The 25,826-nt window shown below is 37.4% G+C and carries 25 protein-coding genes and 1 pseudogene; 16 read left to right on the forward strand and 10 right to left on the reverse strand.

Translation table 11 applies throughout. The features are described from left to right. Positions 1 to 60 precede the first annotated feature (60 nt). From OQ267_RS12015 to OQ267_RS12050, 8 genes are all read left to right on the forward strand, one after another. Entirely contained in the window at positions 61 to 792 is a 732-nt protein-coding gene (locus OQ267_RS12015; RefSeq protein WP_265836109.1) for an abortive infection system antitoxin AbiGi family protein, read from the forward strand. Between the two features lie 85 nt (positions 793 to 877). After that, positions 878 to 1,279 (forward strand): hypothetical protein, encoded by a 402-nt coding sequence (locus tag OQ267_RS12020; RefSeq protein WP_265836110.1) that lies wholly within the window; start codon positions 878 to 880, stop codon positions 1,277 to 1,279. A gap of 200 nt (positions 1,280 to 1,479) precedes the next feature. Beyond that, complete coding sequence (locus tag OQ267_RS12025; RefSeq protein WP_265836111.1) at positions 1,480 to 1,848, forward strand: hypothetical protein; 369 nt, start codon at positions 1,480 to 1,482, stop codon at positions 1,846 to 1,848. Positions 1,849 to 1,942: 94 nt separating this feature from the next. Next, positions 1,943 to 2,872 carry a restriction endonuclease gene (locus OQ267_RS12030; RefSeq protein ID WP_265836112.1) on the forward strand — a complete coding sequence of 310 codons (930 nt, stop codon included), beginning with the start codon at positions 1,943 to 1,945 and terminating at the stop codon, positions 2,870 to 2,872. Positions 2,873 to 2,903: 31 nt separating this feature from the next. After that, positions 2,904 to 3,296 (forward strand): hypothetical protein, encoded by a 393-nt coding sequence (locus OQ267_RS12035; protein ID WP_265836113.1) that lies wholly within the window; start codon positions 2,904 to 2,906, stop codon positions 3,294 to 3,296. 21 nt (positions 3,297 to 3,317) lie between these two features. Then, the gene (locus OQ267_RS12040) at positions 3,318 to 3,941 is read left to right on the forward strand and encodes a hypothetical protein (protein ID WP_265836114.1); all 624 of its coding nucleotides are present in this window, start codon (positions 3,318 to 3,320) and stop codon (positions 3,939 to 3,941) included. 128 nt (positions 3,942 to 4,069) lie between these two features. Next, on the forward strand, positions 4,070 to 4,555 hold the full coding sequence (locus OQ267_RS12045; protein WP_265836115.1) for a hypothetical protein: 486 nt from the start codon (positions 4,070 to 4,072) through the stop codon (positions 4,553 to 4,555). A 255-nt stretch (positions 4,556 to 4,810) separates the two neighbouring features. Next, complete coding sequence (locus OQ267_RS12050; RefSeq protein ID WP_265836116.1) at positions 4,811 to 5,272, forward strand: JAB domain-containing protein; 462 nt, start codon at positions 4,811 to 4,813, stop codon at positions 5,270 to 5,272. A 217-nt stretch (positions 5,273 to 5,489) separates the two neighbouring features. Here the strand turns inward: OQ267_RS12050 and OQ267_RS22450 are convergent. Further along, positions 5,490 to 5,579, reverse strand: a pseudogene (locus tag OQ267_RS22450) (EVE domain-containing protein); the annotation flags it as partial. Between the two features lie 189 nt (positions 5,580 to 5,768). On the opposite strand from OQ267_RS22450, the gene OQ267_RS12060 reads away from it, so the two are divergent. From OQ267_RS12060 to OQ267_RS12070, 3 genes are all read left to right on the forward strand, one after another. Beyond that, complete coding sequence (locus OQ267_RS12060) at positions 5,769 to 5,906, forward strand: hypothetical protein (RefSeq protein WP_265836117.1); 138 nt, start codon at positions 5,769 to 5,771, stop codon at positions 5,904 to 5,906. Between the two features lie 789 nt (positions 5,907 to 6,695). Then, positions 6,696 to 7,967: a hypothetical protein gene (locus tag OQ267_RS12065; RefSeq protein WP_265836118.1), complete on the forward strand. Its 1,272-nt coding sequence runs from the start codon at positions 6,696 to 6,698 to the stop codon at positions 7,965 to 7,967. Positions 7,968 to 8,395: 428 nt separating this feature from the next. Next, positions 8,396 to 11,443, forward strand: a complete 3,048-nt coding sequence (locus OQ267_RS12070) for a metallophosphoesterase family protein (protein WP_265836119.1) — start codon at positions 8,396 to 8,398, stop codon at positions 11,441 to 11,443. Between the two features lie 119 nt (positions 11,444 to 11,562). On the opposite strand, the gene OQ267_RS12075 is transcribed toward OQ267_RS12070, so the two are convergent. Both OQ267_RS12075 and OQ267_RS12080 read right to left on the reverse strand, forming a co-directional pair. Continuing rightward, positions 11,563 to 12,126 (reverse strand): PIN domain-containing protein, encoded by a 564-nt coding sequence (locus OQ267_RS12075; RefSeq protein WP_265836120.1) that lies wholly within the window; start codon positions 12,124 to 12,126, stop codon positions 11,563 to 11,565. Further along, positions 12,116 to 12,523, reverse strand: a complete 408-nt coding sequence (locus OQ267_RS12080) for a helix-turn-helix domain-containing protein (RefSeq protein ID WP_265836121.1) — start codon at positions 12,521 to 12,523, stop codon at positions 12,116 to 12,118. The genes OQ267_RS12075 and OQ267_RS12080 overlap by 11 nt, the downstream gene beginning before the upstream one ends. 490 nt (positions 12,524 to 13,013) lie before the next feature. Between OQ267_RS12080 and OQ267_RS12085 the strand changes: the two genes are divergently transcribed. The 4 genes from OQ267_RS12085 to OQ267_RS12100 all read left to right on the forward strand — a co-directional run bounded on the left by OQ267_RS12085 (position 13,014) and on the right by OQ267_RS12100 (position 16,353). Further along, positions 13,014 to 13,667: a hypothetical protein gene (locus tag OQ267_RS12085; protein WP_265836122.1), complete on the forward strand. Its 654-nt coding sequence runs from the start codon at positions 13,014 to 13,016 to the stop codon at positions 13,665 to 13,667. A gap of 747 nt (positions 13,668 to 14,414) precedes the next feature. Then, complete coding sequence (locus OQ267_RS12090) at positions 14,415 to 14,927, forward strand: hypothetical protein (RefSeq protein WP_265836123.1); 513 nt, start codon at positions 14,415 to 14,417, stop codon at positions 14,925 to 14,927. Between the two features lie 107 nt (positions 14,928 to 15,034). Beyond that, a complete protein-coding gene (locus tag OQ267_RS12095) occupies positions 15,035 to 15,415 on the forward strand; it encodes a hypothetical protein (protein ID WP_265836124.1) in 381 nt (126 codons plus the stop codon). A gap of 20 nt (positions 15,416 to 15,435) precedes the next feature. After that, the gene (locus OQ267_RS12100) at positions 15,436 to 16,353 is read left to right on the forward strand and encodes an IS3 family transposase (RefSeq protein WP_265836213.1); all 918 of its coding nucleotides are present in this window, start codon (positions 15,436 to 15,438) and stop codon (positions 16,351 to 16,353) included. A gap of 69 nt (positions 16,354 to 16,422) precedes the next feature. On the opposite strand, the gene OQ267_RS12105 is transcribed toward OQ267_RS12100, so the two are convergent. The 5 genes from OQ267_RS12105 to OQ267_RS12125 form a co-directional block, all read right to left on the reverse strand. Next, positions 16,423 to 18,009, reverse strand: a complete 1,587-nt coding sequence (locus tag OQ267_RS12105; RefSeq protein ID WP_265836125.1) for a hypothetical protein — start codon at positions 18,007 to 18,009, stop codon at positions 16,423 to 16,425. A 2-nt stretch (positions 18,010 to 18,011) separates the two neighbouring features. Further along, positions 18,012 to 18,668 carry a suppressor of fused domain protein gene (locus OQ267_RS12110; RefSeq protein ID WP_265836126.1) on the reverse strand — a complete coding sequence of 219 codons (657 nt, stop codon included), beginning with the start codon at positions 18,666 to 18,668 and terminating at the stop codon, positions 18,012 to 18,014. A gap of 99 nt (positions 18,669 to 18,767) precedes the next feature. Then, a complete protein-coding gene (locus OQ267_RS12115) occupies positions 18,768 to 19,757 on the reverse strand; it encodes a DUF6985 domain-containing protein (RefSeq protein ID WP_265836127.1) in 990 nt (329 codons plus the stop codon). Between the two features lie 46 nt (positions 19,758 to 19,803). Further along, positions 19,804 to 20,349, reverse strand: coding sequence for a hypothetical protein (locus OQ267_RS12120; protein WP_265836128.1), 546 nt, complete (start codon positions 20,347 to 20,349; stop codon positions 19,804 to 19,806). A gap of 12 nt (positions 20,350 to 20,361) precedes the next feature. Next, positions 20,362 to 20,712: a DUF4870 domain-containing protein gene (locus OQ267_RS12125; protein ID WP_265818711.1), complete on the reverse strand. Its 351-nt coding sequence runs from the start codon at positions 20,710 to 20,712 to the stop codon at positions 20,362 to 20,364. Between the two features lie 233 nt (positions 20,713 to 20,945). Here OQ267_RS12125 and OQ267_RS12130 point away from each other — a divergent pair, with 233 nt between their 5' ends. After that, positions 20,946 to 22,778 (forward strand): LuxR C-terminal-related transcriptional regulator, encoded by a 1,833-nt coding sequence (locus OQ267_RS12130; RefSeq protein WP_265836129.1) that lies wholly within the window; start codon positions 20,946 to 20,948, stop codon positions 22,776 to 22,778. 232 nt (positions 22,779 to 23,010) lie between these two features. Here OQ267_RS12130 and OQ267_RS12135 read toward each other — a convergent pair whose 3' ends face one another. Both OQ267_RS12135 and OQ267_RS12140 read right to left on the reverse strand, forming a co-directional pair. Further along, the gene (locus OQ267_RS12135) at positions 23,011 to 24,573 is read right to left on the reverse strand and encodes a malate:quinone oxidoreductase (protein WP_088302953.1); all 1,563 of its coding nucleotides are present in this window, start codon (positions 24,571 to 24,573) and stop codon (positions 23,011 to 23,013) included. Positions 24,574 to 24,606: 33 nt separating this feature from the next. Next, entirely contained in the window at positions 24,607 to 25,794 is a 1,188-nt protein-coding gene (locus tag OQ267_RS12140; RefSeq protein ID WP_265836130.1) for a cation:dicarboxylate symporter family transporter, read from the reverse strand. Positions 25,795 to 25,826 lie beyond the last annotated feature (32 nt).

The following is a 25,826-nucleotide window of genomic DNA, read 5'->3' on the forward strand; positions in this document are numbered from 1 at the left end:
TACATAAGCATAATTATACCAATATACAATTATCATTTTTGATCATAACATCACTCAGATATGGGACTATCACCATCGACACTATTTCACTTTACATCAAAGGATGGATTAAAAGGAATCTTAGCTAACAACTTTAAAATTAAATATTGTTTAGAAAAATTAAATCATAAAACTAAACCAGTAGAGATTGCTATACCAATGGTATCATTTTGTGACATTAGGATTTCAGAGATTACTGAGCACATTGAAAAATATGGGCAATACGGAATCGGACTTAGCAAGGAATGGGCTGTTGAAAAGGGATTAAATCCGGTTATATATCTTAATAGCTCTTCTGATTTCGCTACTAATCTTATAGATAGTCTTAGAATAACATCGCAAGACTTGAATCTTCCAAGAAGTGAGAGAGTTAATAATGCTGATGTAATTAGATACTCAAAGGTTTATGAGGGGCCTTTGATCCGAAAAGGCAAAACAATTGAAAAATATAGATTTTCTGACGAGAGGGAATGGAGATATGTTCCTCCCTTTAATGATGCTTTTCTTGCATGGATTGGCAAAAACCAATACGATACTCCTTCGAAAAAAAGAACTATCAATGCAAGATTAATTGATGAAAGGTTGTATTTCAATGCTAATCAAATACTTTATATTATCGTCAAAGAAGAGAGTGAAATTGAAGAGATAATAGCTCACATTCGACACGTCAAAGGAAAGACTTACACTATGCACGAAATTGATCGATTAACCACTAGAATACTTTCTTGTGAAAGAATAATTAATGATTTTTAAGTTGAATTTGAGAAAGTAAGTTTTGACTATTCAGAATATACAAAGTCCAAGCTAATCAGCAATTAAAGAGACATAACTGCACAAAATGATTGAAAAAACAATATTTTACTCTTGGCAGAGTGATTTGAAGCATGAATATAATTGGAAGTTTATAGAAAAATGTATTCAAGATTCCATAAAAGAAATCAATGAAAAAGATAAGTATATTAAATTTACACTAGATCAAGCAACTAGAGCATTACCTGGAAGTCCCGATATTGTTGATTCCATATTTAATAAAATTGCAAAATCTAGCATATTTATTGCAGATATAACACCAATTACTAAGCTCAGAGAAAAGGGGATTCCAAATCCCAACGTGCTTATTGAATTGGGATATGCCGTAAACACTCTTGGTTGGGATAATGTAATTTGTATTCACAATAAAGCGTTTGGAAAGATTGAACAACTTCCATTTGATATTAAGCAGAGAAGGATTATAACTTAGATAAAAGTGATAACTTAACAAAACGTGCGGATTTACTTACTGGTATTCTTGGATTTGCAATCCCCTTAATTCAGGAAAATCAAGCAGAATACGATGACATAACGCAAATCTTTAAGCTTAGAATTGATCATATATTACTTTCCATAGTTAATCATTTCAATTCAGTTTTTAATATCAGAGAGAGTCTACTGGGTGTTGATGTGTTTTACGATGTAATTGAAAAATTGCACACTGGCATTGATGAAGATATTGAAATTAAAATATTAGAAACAGAGATGTTCTTAACGGAGAAGACCCAAGAATTAACTGAGATAACAAAGCATCCACTATTAATTTTAAACAAAAAAATTAGTCAAATTACCTCTGTAATGAAACTCGTTGAGTCATTGCAGTTATTAAGAGACAATATCTTCAGTGGTCGATTCTATGAGAGGAGTATCCAAATGGAGAAATCAAAAGTGAATGATTCCGATGTGTTAAATTTATTATTATCGGATATTGCAAAATCAATTGATGAAGTTTTAGAAAACTGGGGAAGTTATTTACTGACGAATCCAGCATTTCTTTAATAAGAAAACATGTTAAGGTCAATGCTTTCAAAAATGCAATATTGCTACAAGTTAATTTAATTTTGAAATATTAAGCGATAAAAATACCTAAGTAATGATAATTAATTTTAAAGAAATACCCCAAGCAAATTTAGGAAGCGGACTACAAGACACTTTCGAATTATTCTCACGTGAATTTTTAGAAGCAATGGGGTTCACAACAATTGAACATCCCGACCGAGGAGCAGACGGAAAAAAAGATTTGATAGTAAGTGAAACTCGAAGTGGTATAGGAGGCGAAACTGTTATAAAATGGCTTGTTAGTTGTAAGCATTATATTCATTCTGGTAAATCTGTCAGTGATACTGATGAACCTGATATTATAGATCGCGTTGCAGCACATAAATGCGTCGGCTTCATTGGTTTTTATTCTACTTTACCCGCAACGTCGCTAAGCAATAAACTAAGAGGATACAAAGATAGATTAGAATATATCGTTTTCGATAAAGAAAGAATTGAAAGGGAACTTTTGAAAAGCGCTGATAGGATAAAGCTTGCAAACAGATTTTTCCCTACTTCAATTGCAAAACATTTACTGCAAAATCCAAAGCCTGCAAAGATATTTCAAGAAGAACCAAAACTGAATTGTCAGTTTTGCGGTAAAGATCTTTTAAAAACTAAAAATGGACTTTTTGTTGTGTGGTCAGATGGGAAAGAAAGAATTGGTAAAAATGGAGACAGCTTTGTTGAGGAACAAGATGTCTATTACAGCTGTAAGGGGAACTGCGATAATAGGCTAGATTATGCATACAGGAAAAAAGGGCTTGAAAATGCAGGATGGAACGATATTGATGACCTTTTGATCCCAACTCTTTTTATTAAGAGCATTATGGCATATTTAAATCAATTATCAAAAGAAACAGTTTCTCATGATGTTCATGAAAAAATGAAGCACATATACTTAAATGCTTTTCCTCACGTCTTAAGAGATTTGACAGATAAAGAAAAAGAAAGAGTTAAATTGATAATGGAGTTTGGGCTATAGTATTGTTGTTAACAACATAAACCTAACAGATATGAAAAGAATATTGATTTCTTTAATTATTAATCTAACATCAATTACAGCTTTTGCTCAAACTACCTCAGAAACTCCTATTCAGAATATCTCAACTGATAGCGCTGTTGTGTATAGGCTATTTTCTACTCGAAATAAGTGGACCTTTATCAAATTGAATACTAGAAATGGACAAATGTGGCAAGTTCAATATAGTTTAGAGGAATACAATAGAGAAGACCCCTTGAGCCTAATAACGCGTGTTACAAAAGAAGAAGAGAAAAATGGCCGATTTTTCCTCTATCCAACTCAAAATATGTATAACTTCATTTTACTTGACCAAATTGATGGAAGGGTGTGGCAAGTCCAATGGTCAATACAAGAAAAGAGTAAAATGGTCATTCGAATAAATTAAAAAGAAATCGAAAAACGATAAATGATACGAATCGAATGCTTACAAAGCAAATACGAACTTGCAAGAGCCAACTTTATTGCTAACAGGGAAAATATTTCAGTAACATCTTATTATTGGTCAATTTACCAAAATGGTCAGGTTAAGACGAGTGGAGTTCCAAGTCAGGCAACAGCGGATAACCCAATTTACATTTTGAGCGCCTATGTGCATCAGTATATGCATTATGGCTTAAGAAAGGATGCTTACATTATTGATTATCAAAACACTAATAATGAATCGTATTTTTCGTTTATTCCTCTTTCTAATTGGAAATTAAGTGACATTAAAATATTTGCTTGTGAGTTGATCTCCGGTGCAACTTTTGAAATGATAAATGATTATAGGCAGGTATTTACATTCTATTTTGATAGTGCAACCAAATTTCGCTCAATGCAAATGCTTTGGGATTTTGCCCTAGAATTAGATGAAAATTGCCAAACGGTAAAGGAAGCTGAAGTGTTCTATAAATATTATTTGAAGAAGCTAGAATTAGAACAGGCCAATTTCAGCATAGAACAGTATGAAAAAGAATTAAGTGCAGAAAGGGATTTGAACGTCAAATATCAGGCATTACTACAAAGAATTGAAGTATTAATTAGCAATTAGTGAAATTCTCTGAGGATATTGTTTCATCTTTTAATAGTAAGGCACTTTTTTATTAGGATTAGATTATAAATATTTAATAACCTAAATGCATAACTTTGAATATTAACTTGTTTTGATAAAGTATCCACATGAAAACCCAAGGTATAAATGTTGAAGTATTTACCTCAAGTTTACTAAATAGGGTAAATAGCCAAATATTGCGATGGGATTTCCAACCTGTCGTTGGAGAAGGGTTTTATAACAAGCCTCGCAGTAAAGCATTCATTGCTTTAAAAATGTATATGGCTATATCTGACGAATCTGGAAGAAGTAAAATAATATGGAATGCTAGTGATGCAGAAATAATAAAATATCATGAGAATTACAAAAGGGATGTTGAGACGGCGTTGATATTTTTTCTAAAGTATATTTCTGCTCTTAGAGGAGAAAGTATAGTATTAACTTTCGAGATTAATGATGCAACGTTTGACTTTAGTTCGAGTTGTTTTTCTCCTTTTGAAAAGGCTACTATTTACGCTATAATAAATTGTTTTGATGGAATGCAACCTCCGGTATATAGAAAAGAAATTATTACTACGCTAAAGAACAATTTGAAACACTTACGAATAATATAATGATTGAATATAGATCCCACTAAAAAAGACAATTTACTTTAAGGGTTACAATATGATTAATTTTTGTCCTAAAATATTTGAATTACCATTATATATAATTAATCATTACACAAATTTAAGCTTGTAATCTCAACACGGTTAAAGGATCTACGGCATAAACGCTCACATGGCATCCGCACAGTCTATTTATATCCGTTCCTCCTTTGCTTAGTTGAGCTTAAAGCTTCCATAAGTACCATAATTAATTCAAATCTTATGGTACAAGAACAAAACCCATTCAAAGTGGCTGAAGTTGAAGTAAGCTACAGATCAAACTACAACATTACAGAACGACCAAAAATTAACAGTTCTAAGGATGCTTACCAACTATTAATGCAACATTGGCAATTGGGCAAGATTGAGCTATTAGAGGAGTTCAAAGTGATACTGCTTAATACCAGTAACCGAGTACTGGGAATCGTCGATATATCCACGGGTGGAGTACAGGGAACATTTGCAGATCCGAAGATCATATTTTCTGTCGCTTTGAAGACAAATAGCAGTAAAATAATATTAGCACATAACCACCCAAGCTCTAACACAATCCCAAGTGAGGCTGACAAGAAACTAACCCAAAAGTTATTGGAGGGCGGAAAGCTATTAGATATTGAGGTTTATGACCATTTGATAGTTACCAATTATCACTATTACAGTTTTGCGGATGATGGAATGATTTGATTAACTTAGCGACAAATAACATATTATTAACTCCGCTATGCTTGTCAATAATATAACTTTAAATTCTTTAAACAAAGAAAATACTGAATTAAATTGAGTTCAAATTGGCGACAAAACAGCCGACAAAACGAGAAAAAATTAGCGATTTTAGGACAAAATCAGTGGGAATTGCAAGAAGAAATCAGCTTGAACCAAATGCAGAAACGGTTCAAAAACAGCGAACGCCACCCCAAAAGGTACGGCCATCTTCATTAAATTTTTCCCAACTGTATTTAAAAGGCTCTGATTTTACTAACCAATGGTTCATGCTAATTTGTATTTATTTCGATTATTTTCCCCTCAAAACTAAGAAAAGGGAATGGATTAGGAAATAGCTATCGACGGAAGTTATAGTTAAATATGATCACAATGTGGCTATTCGTTGTTAAATTGCGATTAGTGAGATGTCACTAATAGAAAACCGAATAAATTTAAAAGACAAAAATATTCAAAGAAAATGGCAGATATAGAATTTAAATCAGGACCAAAATGTTCAAGATGTGGAATAGAAGGAATAGAATATATTTCATCTAAAGATAGTACCGAGCAAAGTAAGGGTGGCGACACTTGGTTTAATATTGCATATTGCAATTAGCGTGGAAATATTCACGGAATATTTAACAAGGTGGTAAACTCTCCATCAGTGAAATTGCCGCGCCTTCCATCAATGTAAAGGAGTATCAGATAACGGCAGATGGCCGAAATCGGCTCACTGGTTTATTGAACATTCCAGTTTACATATTATATTGAACAATTAAGTTGAATTCAATAAAGAGACATGTAAACATTAATATTTCTCGTCTTATTTATGGTTAAAATATTAATTAGTTTTACCTTTACAGTCCTACTGGTCAAATCCAGATTAGTGCTAGATAATTCAAAAAAAAGAGATAAGTATTTTAAGTACTAAAACTCATTAACAAGAATGTTTTTTCTAAAAACTGTTGTTTTTTTGTTTGTTTCAAGTCTTTTTCTAACCTCGGTTGCTGAAGTGCTTAAGCAAGTAAGAAAGCTTTTGAAGTAATCGCTTAGTACAGTATTAACTAAGCCATCTAGATTTACCGGGGCGGTAAAATAACTTTCTTCCCGCCCCACTTTTCATTGTTATTCAATACTCGTACGACAGCGAAAGGAACAAATTTCTAAATTGAAATCTTCCTTTAAATATAATATTGATAGTTTTTTTCATAAATCATTTTGAATGAATATTAATATATTGTAGAACGAACTAATATAACTTTCAATTTCAACAATATAACTTTAACATTTTAATATGTTAAACCATTTATACTTACATCATTATATAGGGTTTATATTTAAGTCAATTATTGCATAAATTAAAGATTGTGTATATATTGATGTTTATGCAATTAAGGTCAGATTTATGGATAAACTTATTGATTTAGCAAATGATTTTGAAAATAATATTATTAAAAGAGTATTAAATCCGGAGAATGAATTAGACAATGTCATTAAAGATAGTATACTAGCTTTTGAAGAGAGGATTCTTTTTTTAATTGATCTCGAAACAAAAAACCAGATATCAGAAATAACATTATATAGACAGGACAAGATTGAAAAAATTTTGCAGCATCTCAAGCAATTAATTGAAGAAAATAGGTTAAAAGATAAAATTAAACGAGAAAAGATATTAGATTTAATAGATAATTTTATTATGATAATTGAATCTTCTGGTTTAGAAAGCAAGTTGTATCAGAATAATCTTTCAATAAAAGATCAAGCAAATAATAATCGAAAAATTGAAAAGCGTTATACACAAATCCAAGAAACATTAAAAGAAATTGAAAACAAATCAATAGAAATCAATTCATATTATAATTCGATTAAAAGCACTCATGAAAAATCAACATATAATCAAATTAAATTCGAAGAATATAATAGCTATTATCAGACTGCAAAGTTGGAAATTGAAGAACTCCGTTTTAGCATAAAAGGCTTCTTCAGTAATGTTGAAAATTATACTAAGACTGTTACTGAATCGGAACAAAAAGTAAAGAAGATAATCGAAAATTCTACTAATAAAACTGAAGGAAATATTAAATCAAATCAAGAGAATTATAATAAGGCTATAGAAAAATTCTATCTAGAATCATCAAAAATAGAAAACAAAAATAAAACTATACAGGCTGAAATTAATACGCTTTTGCAGGGAGCAAACGCAAGTAAATTAGCGCACATTTACGAAAACAAAAGAAAGGAAATTGAATGGCAATTATGGCTATGGCTTTGTGGAATTATCATTTCGAGTATAGTAATCATCTTCATTTCATATTATAAATTATTAGATAAACCCTTAACAACAGAATTATTACTAGAAAGGTTTTTAATTATCCTTCCTATTCTTTTACTTGATATTTTTTTTATTTCCCAATACAATCTTAAAAATAAAATTGTAGAAGATTACAGATTTAAAAGTTCCACTGCCACATCACTTTTTGCATTTAACGAATTGATTAAAAGCTATGAAACCGATAAGTCTCAAGAGTTTATTACAAAATCTTTAGAGACCTTATTTAAATCACCTTTGACTTCTAAAGATTATAATAGTCCAGCACTATCTATACTTGAAAAGTCCTATTCAAAAGTAGAAGATAGAATTGATAAATTAATTGAAAAAATACCTAAAAGTAATTAAACAAGCCCATTACTAGCACAAGTCTGATTGCCTAGGCTAACGGGATAAATGACTTGTGCTTTCATTATTGATCTTGATAATCCTGTCAAAGTACAAGTTATGCCTATGCTCTGGCCAGGCGCACTAAGACTTGCGCTAAATATGGGTGGATAATGTTAAAGCTGACTGTGCCTCCTTAATTTATTTTAACAATGCTACCCAAAGCACAAGCCAAGGCTTAAGACTACGAGCGCTAAGACTCGCGCTAGAATGGTTTGCAATTGCTAACTTTTACATTATATTTGTTAAGCTAGATAATCTCTCATTCTTAGAATTCTATTATCCAAAGTATGATTTGTTTAAAGATAAATTAAACTTCTAAATAATACAGGCGTAATATCCTATCTTCTAGACTGCTAGAGCATCAGCTTTTAATTAAATTTAAAGATATGAAAATAGGTATTCTACATCTAACGGACATTCATTTAACCAGGACAACTAACTTCAATACAAAAGTTACGCATTTAAACAAAGTAATGCTATTGGACTTTCACAATATCGATAAACTCTACATAATTTTAAGCGGTGATATTGCATTTTCTGGTCAAAAGGAGGAATACGGTAAAGCAAAAGCATTTGTAGACAATCTAAAAAAAGGTTATGCAGAAATGCATCCAAGCATCGATGTCATGCCTATTATAGTTCCAGGAAATCATGACTGTAATTTTTCCCAAAGCCCAGGATTAAGAGATACTATCCTTAAAAACGTAAATTATGAATCTATAGGAAAGGATAATAGTTTCATAGACTTGTCTATAAGTGTGCAAAATTATTTTTGGGGGTTTTATGGTTTTTATCATAAAATTCCAGAAGACAAAATGTTTTATATTTTAAAAGATATCGTTTGTGGCAAAAAGATATCTTTTATCTGTCTTAACACAGCTTGGATGTCTCAACTCAAAGAAGATTCTGGCACGCTTTTTTACCCTGTTAATCGATATCGAAATTCAATAGAAAAAGATGACAAATCAACTTTAAAAATTGCTACTTGGCACCATCCAATTAATTGGTTTACTCCTAGTACACAGGAAAACAATAAGCAAGAGTTTCAGAATTTCATAGAATCCATAGCTCCTATTCATTTTGTTGGTCATGAGCATGAGCACGATCATCATTTATCTATAAACAAGCAGAAAGATCTTAACACGCATTTATTGTCAGGAAAGCTATTTCATGATGATAAGAAACCAAATGAATCGGGATTTCAGACAGCAGTTATTGAATTAAAAGATCACAATACAATATTGAAACAATATTCTTGGGAAGAAGAACATTATAAAACAACCCACATGAATGAGTTTTCATTAGCTCATGAAACACGAAAGTTATTTCAAATTAAAAAAGAATTTGATAAGGAAATTAATGATACTAAAATCCCACTCTTATTTAACAGAAAAGACATCCGGTTGTTGGATATTTTTATTTTCCCAGATATCGAACCATCAGCAAGCAAAAACATAGATAAACTCGAAAGTTACATAGATTCAGAAAAACTTCTTGAAACTGATTTCGTAAATTGTATTTTAGACGGGGACAGTCAAATTGGGAAATCCGCATTACTAGCCGCAATATTTCTAAAGTCATACCGAGATGGCTTCTTCCCAATATTGGTTGATGGTAAAGATTTTAAATCGATTGACTTAGATAAAATCGTTAAAAGAGCTTTTCAGAAACAATATGCAAATGCTCATAACGAATTTGATAAATTTATGCAAATCGACAGTAGTAAACGCATTTTGCTAATTGATGATTATCATAAGACAATTTTAAACTCTCAATCGACAAAAAGTGTGTTAGATGAGGCAGGAAAGAAATTCGGCAAGGTTCTCATTACAATAGAATCGACATACAGTTTGCTACCAACAATGCAGTCTGAATTCGATAGTTGGAAGTTTTATAGCATTAAACCTTTGGGTTATAAGAAACGCAATGACTTAATTGAAACCTTTCATTACCTAAAAGAAGATCCAATAACATTTAACGAAACATCATTTCTAGAATATACTAAGTTTTCTTATGATAACGTTTCAAATATATTGGGAAATAAACTTATGCCGTCATATCCTATTTTTATTCTTTCAATTTTACAGGCACTTGAATATAAACCGATGCAACACCAAGAAACTTCATTTGGTTACTGCTATCAAACGTTAATACATTACTCTTTGAATAACGCAGGGGTCTCAAATGAACTCATTGATACATATTTCAATTTCTTAACAGAACTTGCATATTTCAACATTGAAAAAGATGTTGAGCATATTACTAGAAAAGATTACGATGAATTTTACTTCAATTATCAAAAAGACTTTATAGTCCCTAATTTCGAAGTAATTCACAGAACTTTATTAAAATCAAAGGTCATCTTGGAGAAGGATAACTGTGTCGCTTTCGGTTATAAATATATTCTTTACTATCTATCAGCTAAGAAAATTTCTGATGTACTGCATAAAACGGAAGGACAAAATATCATCAAAAAGCTATTCCAAGAAGTTCATTTAGAAAGAAATGCTAATATTTTAGTTTTTGTCACTCACCACTCTAAAGATATTTCATTCATTGAAGAATCAAGGTTGAATTCGATGATTGTTTTAGACAATATAGCTCCAATTACTTTATTTAAAGATGATCCATTTTATAATGTAATTCAGGAGTTGGCTGAAGAAGTTAAGCATGATGTTTTAGAGATAAATCGAAATCCTCGAGAAGAAAGACGAAAATTACTGCATATAAGAGATGAAAATCAAAGGGAAGTTGATGCAGCTGAAAGAAAGATTGATGATTCAAATGAAGACTTAGAAGATGTGAAATCCAAATTTGTGCCTTTTCAGCAATCCTTTAGATCTATCGAAATAATTGGTCAGATAATCAGAAATAGAAAAGGATCCTTAACAAAGAAGCAGCTCCATGAAATGACTAAAGAAATTTATACCACAGGTTTTAGAACTATAAGTTTTGTGAGCGAGCTACTAAATAATGACAAAAATGACATTATAGCAACCATTGTTGATGATTCGGAAGAGAATGAATCTAAATCTGAAATTACAAATAGAATTAATATGTTAATTCAGATGATGTGCCTTCAAACATGCTTAGGAGTCTTTAACAAGCTAATGTTTTCTGTGGGCAACAAGGACATGAAAGACCTCTATCAAAATGTTGCTGAAGATATTAATACACCTGCTGCTAGACTTGTCTCCTTTGGTATAAATTCATATTACGGCAAGATTTCTATTAATGAGCTAAAAGAAATTTCAGCAGAATTAAAAGGAAATATAGTTGCTACAAACTTATTAAAAGCACGGGTAAAATCTTATGTCTATAATAGAAAAGTTGAATATGATACAAAGCAACAAATTGCAAGTGTATTAAACATGAGTCTCGGACCAGTTAACAAATTTGATTTCAGAACTAAAGAAAATGCTTATGCTAAATAATTAATTATAGCGATCATTGCAAGAGGCTGTCTTATAAGACAATACTAGCGCAAGTCTTAGTGTCCTGGCAAGCAGGCAGGATGACTTGCGCTTCAATTAATAAGTATGGTACGGGGATTTTACAATAGCGCATGCAAATAATTTGCAGTATCGATAAGCCCATTCCTACGCAGGCTTTCCAATACTTGATATTCATCCATTGCGGGATTCTTCCGGTTCAGCACCATCTCGCGGAAAGCCTTAATCGCCTGCTCCTGATTCAGATCGATAATATCGGTAAGAAAATCATCGGCACTTTTGGCCTTTAGACCGAAAGTGTCCAGATATTCCTCTGGAAAATCCTTGAGGTTATTGGTAACAATCACATTTGCGTTCGTTTTAATTGCAGCCGCAAGCACATGACGGTCATCCTCATCCGGTAGCTGAAGCTGCGAAATAAGACCTTCATAATTACCCACCAAAGCATCTGGGAAAGCCTGGTTTGCCTTTTGCACCCGCTTTTCAGCTTCGCCTTCTTCCACGCCATGCCTGAGCATCACTTCTTTCCACTCACAGAAAATATTAGTACCCCACTTGGGCGTATAAAGATCATAATGAGCAAACCAAAAAAGCAGGTCCCTGATCACAACTGGATAAATGACATTGGTATCCAGTACTGCTTTAAACCTTACACTATGAATCATACAATCCGAGTTCCTCGTCAGCGCCCATGATGTCGATAATATCGTTCTTCTGCTGCGCCTTCATCTTTTCTCTGTAAGCCACAACATCCTCGAATTTTATCCTGCGGTGCTTACCCACCCTTATAAACTCAATAGCTCCCTCTTCCAGTAATTTTACTAAATATGGCCTTGAACACCCCAATATCTCGGCTGCTTTCTGGGTAGTTACCTCTGTTGCCACCGGAACTATAGAAACAGGCTTACCTTCACCCATAGCCTTTAAAATATCGCCAAGAAATACCAAAGCCCTGGCGGGTATCTTAATGCGTTCGCCCGTCTCCTCGATCTCAATCTCCGTATGTTCAGAATGGATGTTGGAGAGTATCGATGATAAAGCTGGTAAAGATTCTATGGCCATCTTCTGCTCTGTTTTGGAAGGACGGCGTGTTTGATCAGTTGAAATCATGCTGCAATTTTCTACGAAGTTAAACAAAAAACACAAACGAAATAAACGAAATAAATAAAATAAACAAAAAACCAACAAATCAAATAGACCAATAGTTTGAAAAAGGAAATACATCATAACAGTACGAACAAAAAACTGTAAAAAGTTAAGGATGTCCTCTCCTGAAAAAACTTGACACATTTTGGCTTAAAAAAAATCAAAATGAATCAAGAGAAGAAAAGCATTGGATTTAGTATTTTAGTATCCGATTCGTTCGACCGTACGGATGACCGAAATGCTTACGAAGTTTCCTTCAGACGATGGGCGTGCCACCTGAGCATTTGATACTGGTGCATCTTTATATTTTTTTTACCCGCAGCATGCATGCGACAGAGCATGGAATATTATTGATTATTTATACTAAGCTGCTTTCACGAATGATTAAAGCTAAAATCAAATACAAATGGATGACAAGAAGTTAATTGTACTGATCTTTTTAATGGTAGGATGCAGATCACCATTCTTAGATTCATTTAAACAGATTCGTTCATCGATAGAAAAGTCAAATGCCATCTTACAAGTCTCAAACCGAAAGATACTAAAAGAAATTAAAGCAAAGGACATTAACGCTATTTCGAACAAAGCTGATTCTATACAGTTTGCTAATCAAGATCTCAACGATTTGATTGACGAATACAAGAAAGAAATTGAAAACCTTGATTTAATTGGATCTAATGAAGATATTGCATATGAGGTTCTTGCTACTCCAGATTTTATTAAAGGTGCTTTAATGTCTGCAACCTCTACTCTTGTTAAGAGAGTTTCAAAAGTTGAAATCGATCAATCAATAAAGGCCCATCTTGACAGCCTCATTTCCGAAGTTGCTCAAGCTCATACAAACTCACTATATTTTGAGCAGCATTTCAAAGGCATCCCTTCTTCCAACGCCTTGGCAGAGCTTGCTAAGCTACAATTACAAAGTTCGGAAATGACAAATATCAGTTTAGTGGCTCTTGATAAAAAGTGTCTGCTTATAAAAGGTGAGCTTGGCCAATCACATTTAAAAACCAAAAGGCAGATATCTAAAATTATCACCTTAGAAAAAGAACTTGATTGAAAATGGGATATTTGAGAATCAGATAAGCAGTATCTGCAAGTGCATCTTAACATTTATTTCAGCAACCTCTGAACTAACGACTGTAACGTCTGAACTGCCGACTGCAACGTCTGAACTATCGACCGCAACGCCTGAACTACCGACTGCAACGTCTGAACTATCGACTGCAACGTCTGAACTAACGACTGCAACGTCTGAACTATCGACTGCAACGTCTGAACTATCGACTGCAACGCCTGAACTATCGACTGCAACGCCTGAACTATCGACTGCAACGTCTGAACTATCAACCGCAACGTCTGAACTGCCGACCCAACGTCTGAACTAACGACTGTAACGTCTGAACTACCGACTGCAACGGCTGAACTGTCGACCGCAACGTCTGAACTACCGACTGCAAAGTCTGAACTATCGACTGCAAAGTCTGAACTATCGACTGCAAAGTCTGAACTATCGACTGCAACGGCTGAACTGTCGATTGTAACGGTTGAACTGTCGATTGCAAGTATAAAACCGCCCTCATTTATGCCCCATTCTTCAAAAATATTTCGTGAATGATTTTATTGTATTTATCTTAGCGATGCAGAACAATAATTAACAATATCTTTTAACTTAATCAGAGAAACATAAAATAAATTAAAAATTTCACAATATTCCTGAGTGAGCGGCTTAGACCCGCATCTTTCAATATCTCTGAAAAGAGTTAATTGTTGTTCTGCAGCACTCAGGAACTTTTTATCAAATGTTATGCAGAACAACAATTGTAAAAATCCAAACACACAGCTCCCAGATCAGGTAGCAGCTGTAAACGAGTTCCGGAAACTGATTGGCACTTATTTCGAGATGAATAGTTTATCAGATGTCAATCAACTCCTTAGCGAAATGCTCAGTTCGTCTATCGGGCCCGATCCGCGATCAGGTAAACATATGCCCATCAGCATTGCCAACGCCCTTTATGATGTAAACAATATCATCCATCTGATCACCAAAACAAAACCTTTGGCCAATGAAGAAGCTTTTCAGCATTACTCCAAAAACCTGGGTTATCACTTGCAGGCGGTAGGCCAATTTGAGGTGGAGCAACATACTGATCTCTTATATCATGGATTAAATGCTTACATCTTTCAGGAAGATGATTTTGAAGGCGCAACCTTAAAGTTTTCTGCAGAAATTACTGCTGCATATAAAATAATTTATGATTGGTTGGCAGACTGTAATGAATGGTATACTGCTTTTAAACAAAGAATTCAAATCAATTAATTTGAGTAGCCTCACTAGCCCTCGCTAGCGCACGCGTGCCGCGTGTGAAAACAAAAGCTACCACATTTTGTCTCGTCCTGAAATAGGTTTACACAATTGTAAACAAAATGGAGAGATATTCAAAAATATGCAAGAGTAAATGGCAGAGCCAGTACAGTACGGAATTCAAGATGAAGATCTGTAATGAATATATGAACGGGAATGATGGCATACGTTCCCTGGAGAAAAAACACAGGCTCGGCAACTCAAGGCTAACTACCTGGCTGAAACAATATGGTATGGTGATTAGAAAAAGCATTTACCTACCTTTAGACATCATGTCCGCAAAGAAAAAACAGGTTGGCATCCCCGGTGAAGACCTTTCCCTGAAGCTCTTGCGTAAACAGTTGGAAGATGCACTTTTGGAAAAGGAACTTTATAAGAGGATGGTTGAGGTTGCAGAAAGGGAACTTAACATAGACATTAGAAAAAAGTCAGGTACCAAGTAATCCTTGAAATAAAGAACAGCCTGCCCGAGATAAGCGTCGGGCATTGCTGCTGCTTGCTTGGTGTGTCCCGTCAGTCCTATTATAAACATTTCCACAGACAGAGCTCCACACATTCCATGGAAAGACTGGTGCTGAAGAAAATATCAGTACTCCGTTCTAAACATCCTGAAATAGGTGGAAGGAAGCTTTATGAGATGTTACAGCCATTCTTCCTGGAACACAGCATCAAGATGGGAAGGGATTCCTTGTTTGGACTGCTGGCGGCAAACGGGCTACAGGTGCGCAGGAGATCGAGGAAGTACATTACGACCTATTCCGCCCATTGGTTAAGAAAATGGCCCAATATCATCAGGAACATCAATGTGGTTCGCATAAACCAACTCTGGGTAAGTGATATAACCTACTGGAAGGTCTGTGGAGAACACCTGTACATAAGCTTCGTCACCGATGCCCATTCACGAAAGATAGTCGGTTACCATGTTGCCGGAACACTGGAAACGGTGGAGACCTTGAAGGCGCTTGAAATGGCACTCAAAAAACTTAAGGGTGACAGCCATCAGCTTATCCACCACTCCGACAGGGGTGTGCAGTACTGTTCCGGCGACTATGTGGCACTTCTCCAAAAAAATGGTATAGGGATAAGCATGACTGAAAATGGAGATCCATTGGAAAATGCTGTTGCAGAACGTGTAAATGGGATAATCAAGGGTGAATACCTACGGCATCTAAAAACCGATGATATCCGACAGGCAAAGGGAAACCTCAGAAAGGCGGTTAAGCTTTACAACGGGGAAAGACCCCATTTGAGCCTTGGCATGCACACTCCAAACCAAGTGCACGAAAAAAATCTGAAGACTAAAAGGCTTTGGAAGAATTATTACAATAAAAACCGTAAAGTTGTAGATAGGTTTAACGAAACTAAACAACCTAAACTGTAAACCTATTTCAGGACGAGACAAATGCACACGCGACACGCATGCGCCAGCAAATAACGATACCGCCGGAGATTACTTTTTTTCTCTAAGTGATTTCACCAGGTAAAGCTGCCAGACGGGCGGAAATATAATTACCTTATTTTCCTGCCAAACGCGCACTAAAGAATCAATCACCACTTCTTGCTGAAGTGCCGACACCTCACTTGTTGTGGCCATCTCCATGATCTGATCCATTATTTTTGCGGCCTGTCGTTCATCTTTTTTTTCTGCCGCCCATTTGGCAAAAGCAATTAAAGACGTGATTTTGCTATCAAACAATACATATTTGGGAATAATGCCCGTGCCATCTTCCCCCTCATCCAACAGGTGTACAATTCTTTGCGGGTCCTGCGCTAAAAATTTTTCAGGAAACTCTGCCATTACGAAATCAAAATAGCTGTTCTGTTTTAGTCCTGCAATCAGGTTTTCCAGATGGCTTTTCAGTACTTTTTCCGATTGTTTCAGATCGAATTTCCAGCTTCCCCAGCTGCTTAAATGTCTGTTTTTTTCAGTAAAATCGTCGTTAAGCCAGCCAGACAACTCATGATAAAAATGCCAGTTCTCCGGCAAAAGTGAAGGTTGCTTTTCCTGCCATTTTAAAATCAGGCTGTGCTGCAGCGCAAGTTGGCAGAACAAGGTATTTTCTTCCGTGTCCAGCTGAAGCTGAATAAAGCAGCGGTGTCCCGGGCCACCAAACTGATCATCTTCCAGGTCCTGGTACCAGCGCCAGGTTTTTTCAGGGGCGATCTCCACGTATGTCCAGTTCAAAGGAGCCAGATATCCATCAATGGTGGGTAGTATCATGGCTGTTTTCGCTGGTCCTGCTTCCATTGCCCGCAGGTCTTTACGGTATGCAGCTTCCAGCTGAAGGGTATCTTTTGAAAAATCAAGCAGGTAACGGATCTTGTAGCTTTCCTCCAGGCTTTCAGTGCCCGTCAGGTTAGTTTTCACCCCGGGGAACGATAAATAATCTCCACTGGCCTGGCTCACTTTCTGCCGGTCCAGCTGGTTGCGTACCGCGATAGCCCGAAGTTCGGATAAATGGGGATCGTTCAAAATACCCTCAAAAGAATCGGAGATACCTTCACTTGCGCCGAAATCGCCCGCTAAAACAGCATTGGCAAATAAATTATACCACTCCTTTAACACATCCGTTTGCTGTTGCTTTTCAGCTTCCAGCATAACGATTTTCACGAGTTGAGGAATCGAAAACTGTTGCGGAGGCTGTTGATCTGCTTTGGGCAGGATATCAAGTTCACATAAACGTTTCCAGAATATCTCGCCGGCATCAACATACAGGTACATGGCCCCATTTTCGCTTTGTGCATAGGCTAACGCATTTTGATCCTCATCACATACCCAATCGCCATCCTCATCCGCCGGCAGCTGTGCTTCGGTTATGCCCAGCTGGGGATATTCTGCCACCGGGATCCGGTAAACGAAATGGTTTTTTAACAGGATATCCATTACCCTGAAGTGAGTATAGCTGGTATCGAAAAATGCTTCGAATTGGTACAGGTTAAATAAAATATCCCTTTTGGCCATTAAATCATGATCGGAAGACTGGTCTGCCAGATAAGTGGTTTCTTCCACCAGATCTTCAATTTCGTGCATGGACATGGCTACTTTCGATTTAGGTCAGTAATCAATAATGGATTGTCCTTTTTTAAATGGTCAATCAGTTCTTTTACGGCATCTGTAGTTGGATTTTGTTTGAGTTTTTCTACTTCTGTATTGGTAATGCCCACCATTTGCAGAAAGCTCACTTCCCCATGTGGGGTCTGGATTTTGCCCAGTTCAGGATCAAGCGCAAAAACAAAGCCGGTGATTTCAGTTTCTGTATCCAGGCGGATGGGGCCGTTGGCCGGCACAAAATGGTTTTCTTCAAACCACTTCCCACTTGTAAATACGTAACGTGCCAGGTTATTCATTATCTGTATGGCCCAGATGGGATCATGCTGATCATCCTGAAAAGGCAGCAACCGGAAGGTCAACTCAAAACCCCATTTGCTAAATTCGCCACCGGCCTTTTCTTCGTCATAATACAGCTCACTCAGGCCATAACTTACAATATGGCGGTGAAACTCCTGGTGGTTGCTGTCGTAAATACTGGCACCATCTATCGGATCGCTGCCACCTGCCGCATAATGCAGCCCGCACAAAGGTGGATAATGGCGGGGTTCTGTATCGCCGTAAATCTGATCAAGTTGATCATCAATGGCCAGCCAGCCGGGGCTATCTTCTGTTGTAAATTGTTGTTGATATGTTGCTTTATTCATGGCATTTGCTTTTATCTTCCGCAAAAGGGAAGCATGTTTTGAATGAATTGCTTATGAAACGGATCGGTAGCCACATGGGTAGCCCGTCCGATCCTGTTATTAGTCGGTAATCATGCCGTGGCCCTGCCAGCCCATGATATGTCCATCGTCGTCACTTACCCTTACCAGCTTACCTTTTTGATTAAATACCAGTTGCAGGCCATGTTCCTGTTCCCACTCACACCTGAAAATTAAACGAAGGTATACGCCCTGATCTTCATAAGGCTCACGGGTCACATAAATTTCCAATGGCGTTACATAATTCCATATGTCGCGGGGGTCTTTAATATCCCACAGCGCCTGGTCTGCTTCATCATAACCTACGGCATCTAAGAAATCCATACAGTTTTGATAAACATAGGTGCTCATGGCTTCCCGGTCCTGTGGTGTTTTGGCTAAAAAATTACGGATGGTTTCGTCGGCTGCTTCCATCAGCTTTTCATCTTCATTTGGATTGTAATCGGTAATGGTAAAGGTCATTTCCTCCTGATCCAGAAAGGCTATTTTCTGCGGCGCTGATACCCACCAGTCATCAAAGTCGGCATTTTTCAATACGCCAATCACGGTAGATTTCACTTCAGTCTGGGTAATGGGTACTTTTTTCTTTTGCGGTGGAATTTCATTGCTGAGGCCCGCAAAAGCGGCTTCTTTTTCTGCATCCGTTTTAGGGGCATAACTTTCCAGCCTGGCGAACAATTCCTTCACGTTGGTTACCCGGGTCATTTCCCTGCTGGAAATGGTAATGGCTATATCCTGGATATGCTGATCATACCTCACCGATAACATGTTATAGTGCAAATGGGTAGGCAGCTCAAAAAAGAAGTATGAGCTATAGGTATAGTAAGCCAGGCACATCCTGTAAGCTTCAGAAGGGTTTACAGGATCATCCGGCGAACAGTTTAATGTGGGGTGGTATTGGCGGATGATGAACAGCGTTTGCCCGTCAGGGCTGAGTGCCGATAAGGGATAGTTCTTCAAAAACGCCCTCAGATTTTTATCATTACCGTATAAAAGATATTCTCCTGGATTTTCTATTTCCCAACCTGTCATGTCCATGTGTTTTAAGTGAATAATTTATTAATCAGGTTTTTAAAATTTACCTTTTAGCATTTGCTGGGCCAGGAAATACCGGAACGCCATCTACCGACAAGGTTTTGACATATACACTGAGGTGAGGCCACCAGATGGCTTCATTGGTGCTGTAAAAACTTTCAGATGCCGAGGTCACCTCCCAGTCGGTAAAGGTGATGATGCGCGGCTTATCTGCGGCTTTCACGGCTACAATGCTGATTTCTCCCTTTACACCCTTTACTGTTCCGGCCACCCATTTCAGCAGAAATTCATCTGCATTTTGTGCCAGTTCCAAAATCAGGGTACAATTGCCATCGTTTGCAAATTTTCCTTCTTTTTGCAGGGCGAAGGATTTGCTGACAGAATAGCTGCTTCCCAAAAGCTTATAATGATGGGTGGTGTTGGAAGCCTGATCAGTAATTTTCAAATCTATTTTTACACCTGGTGTCTGGCCATCTTCAGGGCTTTGTGCCTGTGCGCCAGATCCCAGAAACAGCAATAAAAATACTATGGCATGGCCATAGTATTTGAGCGCCGTACAAACATGTACTGTTCTGAATATCCGGTTCATCGCTGTTTTCTTTTAAATGTTTCCTGGTTTCTCTGAAGCAAAATTGAATCTTCCTTCAAATATTTTTCCAATAATCGGAACAGGTTTCTCCACCTCATTGTTTGCGGCAATAACACCCAGTAATAACAACAGGAATGGAATCAATAAAACAATATAAAAGATAAAACCCAGTGAAGGAATAATCGCCAGAATGATGCTGCTGGCAATACTGAGCACAAAGGAAGTAATAATAATGCCCAGCGATTGGCCCAGATGATAATTCACCAGTCTGCTTTTTTCAGGAGATTTTTTAAACTCCAGATAAGAAATGATCCACCCGATAAGGGTAATGTAGGCTACTATGGCCATGGTCTTGTTTTTCATGATATGGTGTTTTTAAGTAAATGAATAGGACAAAATTAGGCCGGAGTGCTTCCTGTACCAAGAAAACAGTGTCTACTCCCCGACTACGGCCAAAAAAATTAGCGTCTACAATTCGTCTACAACTTTCTTTAAATCACTTGAATTCAAGCGTTTGCCGGAATATGATTTTTTCCGGAATTATTTCTTTTTTCTATTTTTGAGGCATGCAGATTCCCGTAAAATCATTATGCTTAATGATATCCTTTTTCTTTATTGTCATTACCCATGCATCAGGACAGAAAATATATCTGGATTCACTAAACCATTTACTGAACCAGGAAGATCTCGCCCCGGCCAGGCGTGTAAATATTTTATGTAAGCTGGCGAAAGCCAATTTTGAACAGCACCTGCCCCTTTCTTTTAAGCAGGCCAATGAAGCCCTGAAGATTAGCCGGACTTTGCCTGACGGGCAAGGAAAAGCCATGGCCTTCGCTACACTGGTGCATTTATATGTGTGGAAAAAGGAGCTGAAAAATGCCTATGCCAGTCGTGATAGTGCCATGTATTATGCCCGCAAAACAAAAGATCGGGTAACACTGGGTTTTGTATGGTTCAGAAACGGCTGGTTAGACCTCGTTAATGATCAGAATGACCAGGCCGCCAGTAAACTACTGAAAGCCATTGATTATTTTAAAGGACAAGATGCTGCTGAATATGAAAGCACGGCTTACCACTACCTGGCCAGCATATATAGCTATGGTAACAACCCGGCCAGGCAACAAAAATATGCCGGTTTATGCTACCAGGCCGCACTGGCGAGCCAACAGGTAGACCAATTGAACAATGCTTATTTTACCATCGGGCAGACTTATTTTGACCGGTTTAAACAGCAGCCTGCTCAACGCAACCTGCTCGATTCTGCCTTAACCATTTATAAAAAATCATTGCTGCTTGCCCAAAAGCAGGAAGGACGCCTGGTTTTAAGAAGCAACACAGCAGCCATTGCCCTGAATACGGCCAACATTTATTTTCAATATTTTCCCGACCGGTATCGCGACAGCGCAGAGCAATATGTGAACCTGGCCATTGAAATTGCCACCAAAACCAATTTGCAGGAGGTATTACTTAATTGCTATGGCTTAAAAAGCGAATATGCCATGCGCGACGGGCATTATGACGAGGCTGAAAAGATTTTATTGAGCGGACTAAATGCCACGGCAAATGAAGTAGTGAGCATGCCTCTTACTAAAGCCCGGATCTTCCAGGGCCTCTCAGGCATTGCCGAAAAAAAGGGAGATGCCAAACTTGCGCTAAATTACCTGAAACAGTATTTCGAATTTTATAAAAAGGCCTTTAATGAAGAGAAAATCAACAGCATTACCCGGGTAGAGGCACAATATCAGACGGCAAAAAATGAACAGGAAATCGCTTATTTGCATCAGGAGGCCTTATTTGCTAAAAAACGGACCACCTTTTATGTGCTGCTGGGTATTATGGGGATAGCCGTTCTGCTGTTTCTGCTGCGCGCATACAATTTTAAGTTAAAGGCATCCATCAGAAAGCAGGAGTTGATAGATAAGGAGAAAACGGCCGCCGAATTAAGGGCACAGCTCAAAGAGGCAGAGGCCATGCAATTGCAAACCGAACAGGTTTTGCTGAAAGAGCGCCAGGATAGGTTACAAAAGGAAGTGCTGGCAGGAACCTTGCAGATTGAAGAGAAGAATGAATTGCTGGAACAGCTCTCCGGAAAGGTTGATGCAGCGAATCACCTTTCTTTTGATGCGCAAATGAAACGGATTCTGAACCAGCAAAAGAAAATGGATAAGGATTTCGAAGCCCAGAAAACAGATTTTTTTGAAACCAATCCTGCTTTTTTTGAACGCCTGCAACAACAGGCCAACCAAAGCCTCACCAGGCTTGATTTAAAATATTGCGCCTACATGCTGATGGGATTATCAAATAAGGAGGTATCTGCACGTTTGGGCATTGAACCTAAAAGTGTACGCATGAGCCGCTACCGGATTAAACAAAAGCTCGGGCTTGGAAAAGATGATGACCTGAATGTATTTCTACAGAACCAAAGTTAAAAAGTACAGATACATGACGCAGATGTTACTGTCCCGCTTCTGCAGAAACTGCTGTCATTATCGGGAAAATATAGCAATAAGCAACGCTCTTGTAAGCTGTTAGGCTAAAAGGTACTGAACCTAATTCAGCATGACAAATCAATTGGAGAATCTCCTCAAAAGTTACTAATGCTATTTAAAAATAAAATAATAAGAGTTAGTAACTTTAAAAATTTATCTGCAAAGAAAATCACTAATCTATCGTAAAATACCGCAGCCCAAGCGTAGTGCTGTTTGCCTTTCTAACTTTATTTGCCAGGTCTTTATCTTCTGAAAGTTTCTTTTCATAGGATGGAATCATCTCTTTCATTCTTGATTGCCACTCTGGCGTAGCCATTTGCTGGGGGAAGCATTTTTTCAACAGCGTAATCATGATGTCAACAGAGGTTGATGCACCTGGAGAAGCACCTAATAAGGCCGCCAAACTACCATCTTCTGCACTGACCACTTCTGTTCCAAATTGTAGTAAACCGCCTTTCTTTTCATCCTTTTTAATAATCTGAACCCGTTGTCCGGCAGTTTCAAGTTTCCAATCGGAAGCCTTTGCTGCTGGAAAATATTCCTTCAGGGCGTTTAAACGCTCCTCATCAGATTGTGTAACCTGACCAATTAAATATTTAGTCAGCGGGATGTTATCTGCTCCGGCCGACATCATTGGCCAGATGTTTTTTAAGGTAATGGAGCGGGTTAAATCTAAATAAGATCCTTGTTTTAAAAATTTGGAAGAAAAGCCTGCATAAGGGCCAAAAAGTAATGCTTTTTTACCATTAATAATTCGTGTATCCAGATGTGGCACCGACATAGGTGGTGCCCCTACTCCTGCTTTGCCATAAACCTTTGAAATGTGTTTCGCTATAACCTCCTGATTGTTGCAAACCATCCATTCACCACTTACCGGAAAGCCACCAAAGCCCTTCCCTTCCGGAATTTTAGATTTCTGCAGCAGCCTTAAAGCACCACCACCGGCACCAATAAATACAAATTTTGCCTTGATATTGCGCTCCTTCTCTGTTTTATTATCCAATACGGTAACCAGCCAGGTACCATCGTCCAGGCGTTTAAGATTTTTCACCTCATGATTCAGCGCTACCTTTACCCCGTTTTCCTTTTTCAATGAGGCCACCAGGCCCCTTGTTAAGCTTCCGAAATTAACATCGGTACCAATAGCCATATAGGTTGCAGCAACCTTTTGTTTTCTGTTTCTTCCCGTCATAACCAAGGGCATCCACTTGGCAAGGGTATCAAAATTTTCAGAATATTGCATGCCTTTAAACAGCAGTTGCCTGCTCAACACATCATATCTTTTCTTCAGGTATGCTACATTTTTATTTCCCCAGACAAAACTCATGTGCGGCACATTATTGATGAAAGATTTGGGTTCAGGCAGCTTACCCTTAGTGACCATATACGCCCAGAACTGTTTTGAAATTTCAAATTGTTCATTGATGGAAATGGCTTTGTTAAATTCTATGGTTCCATCCGGACGTTGTGGTGTATAGTTCAGTTCACAAAAGGCAGAATGGCCTGTTCCGGCATTATTCCAGGCATCTGAGCTTTCTGCAGCCACCAGGTCCAACCGCTCGTAAATATTGATTTTCAATTTAGGATTCAATGTTTTCATCATTGCGCCAAGTGTTGCACTCATTACACCGGCACCAACCAATACCACATCGGTTTCTTCATCAGCACTTTTATTTTTGCAACCTACACTAAAACCTGTTAACAGGATCAGCAGGTATGTGATTAATTTTTTCATCTTTTTATTCATTTTTATTTTTAAACGCGTACGTTAAGATTCACTTTTTGAAATAATTAGCGCGGCAATGGCATGTCCAACTGTATTGGTAATGGCCCTTGCTTCACTCATAAACCGATCAATGCTCAATAAAATAGCTAAACCTTCTACCGGAATTTGATGTATGCTGCCTACCGTAGTTACCAAGGCTAAAAATCCTGTTCCGGGAATACCCGATGCACCTTTGGAGGTGAGTAAAATAATGACCACAATACCCGCGAGCTCCGTTAAGGAAAAACTTACATTGTAAAGCTGTGCGAGAAAGATGACCGACATCCCCAGGTAAATACAGGTTCCATTCAGATTGAGCGAATTTCCGGTAACGGTAACCAACCTCACCACTGGCGTTTTCAAGCCTATTTTCTCCAGTTTTTCGAGAAGCAACGGAATAACGGAACTGGAAGATGATGTCCCCAGGGCATATAGCAATTCATTTTTGATCAACCCTAAAAAGGTATAAAGATTTACCTTCAAACCTGCCAGTAAAGATCCTAAAATCAGTGCGATGAACAAGAACATCGTAATGTAGGTTCCGGCCAGCAGCTTACCGATAGGCACCAGGGTATCCAGTCCAAAACGCCCTACGGTATAGGCAATACCACTAAAGGTAATGACAGGCGCCAATAGAAAAAGGTATCGTAATACCCGAAGTACCGTGGATTTAAGGTGTTCAAAAATGTTGACCACCGCGTCACGATTTGCTAAACGGTTGATTAGAATACCAATGGCAACGGCCAAAACAAATAACAGCAGCATACCATTTTGCATCACAAATTTAAGCCAGCCTTCATAATAAGTGGTCATTACCTTTGCAGGTTCAATAGATTCCACTAAACTACGGTCTATCTTTCCCGGGTGAATTATCAATGCACTGCACATTCCAAAAATAATGGCCAGTGTACTCACCACTGCAAAATAAAGAATCGCTTTTGCAGTAATCCTTCCGGCCAGCTTAAGGTTTTCCAAACTTCCGAACACGCTTACAATGCTTAGAAATATAACAGGCGGTACAAAAGGCTCAATCACCAGCACAAATAAACTTCCCACCCACTGCAACCTGATCGCAAAATGCGGAAAGCAGACACCAGCCAGGGCACCCAATATAATGGCTATAAATATTTGTAAGCTAAGGGTTTTGTTTAGCTTATCAATAACCAGGTCTGTTTTGTCTATTAGCCTCAAATGATTTCGATTGATCTTCAATATAGCAATAT

Origin of the sequence: Pedobacter sp. MR22-3, assembly GCF_026240075.1 — a bacterium.
Classification (GTDB): domain Bacteria; phylum Bacteroidota; class Bacteroidia; order Sphingobacteriales; family Sphingobacteriaceae; genus Pedobacter.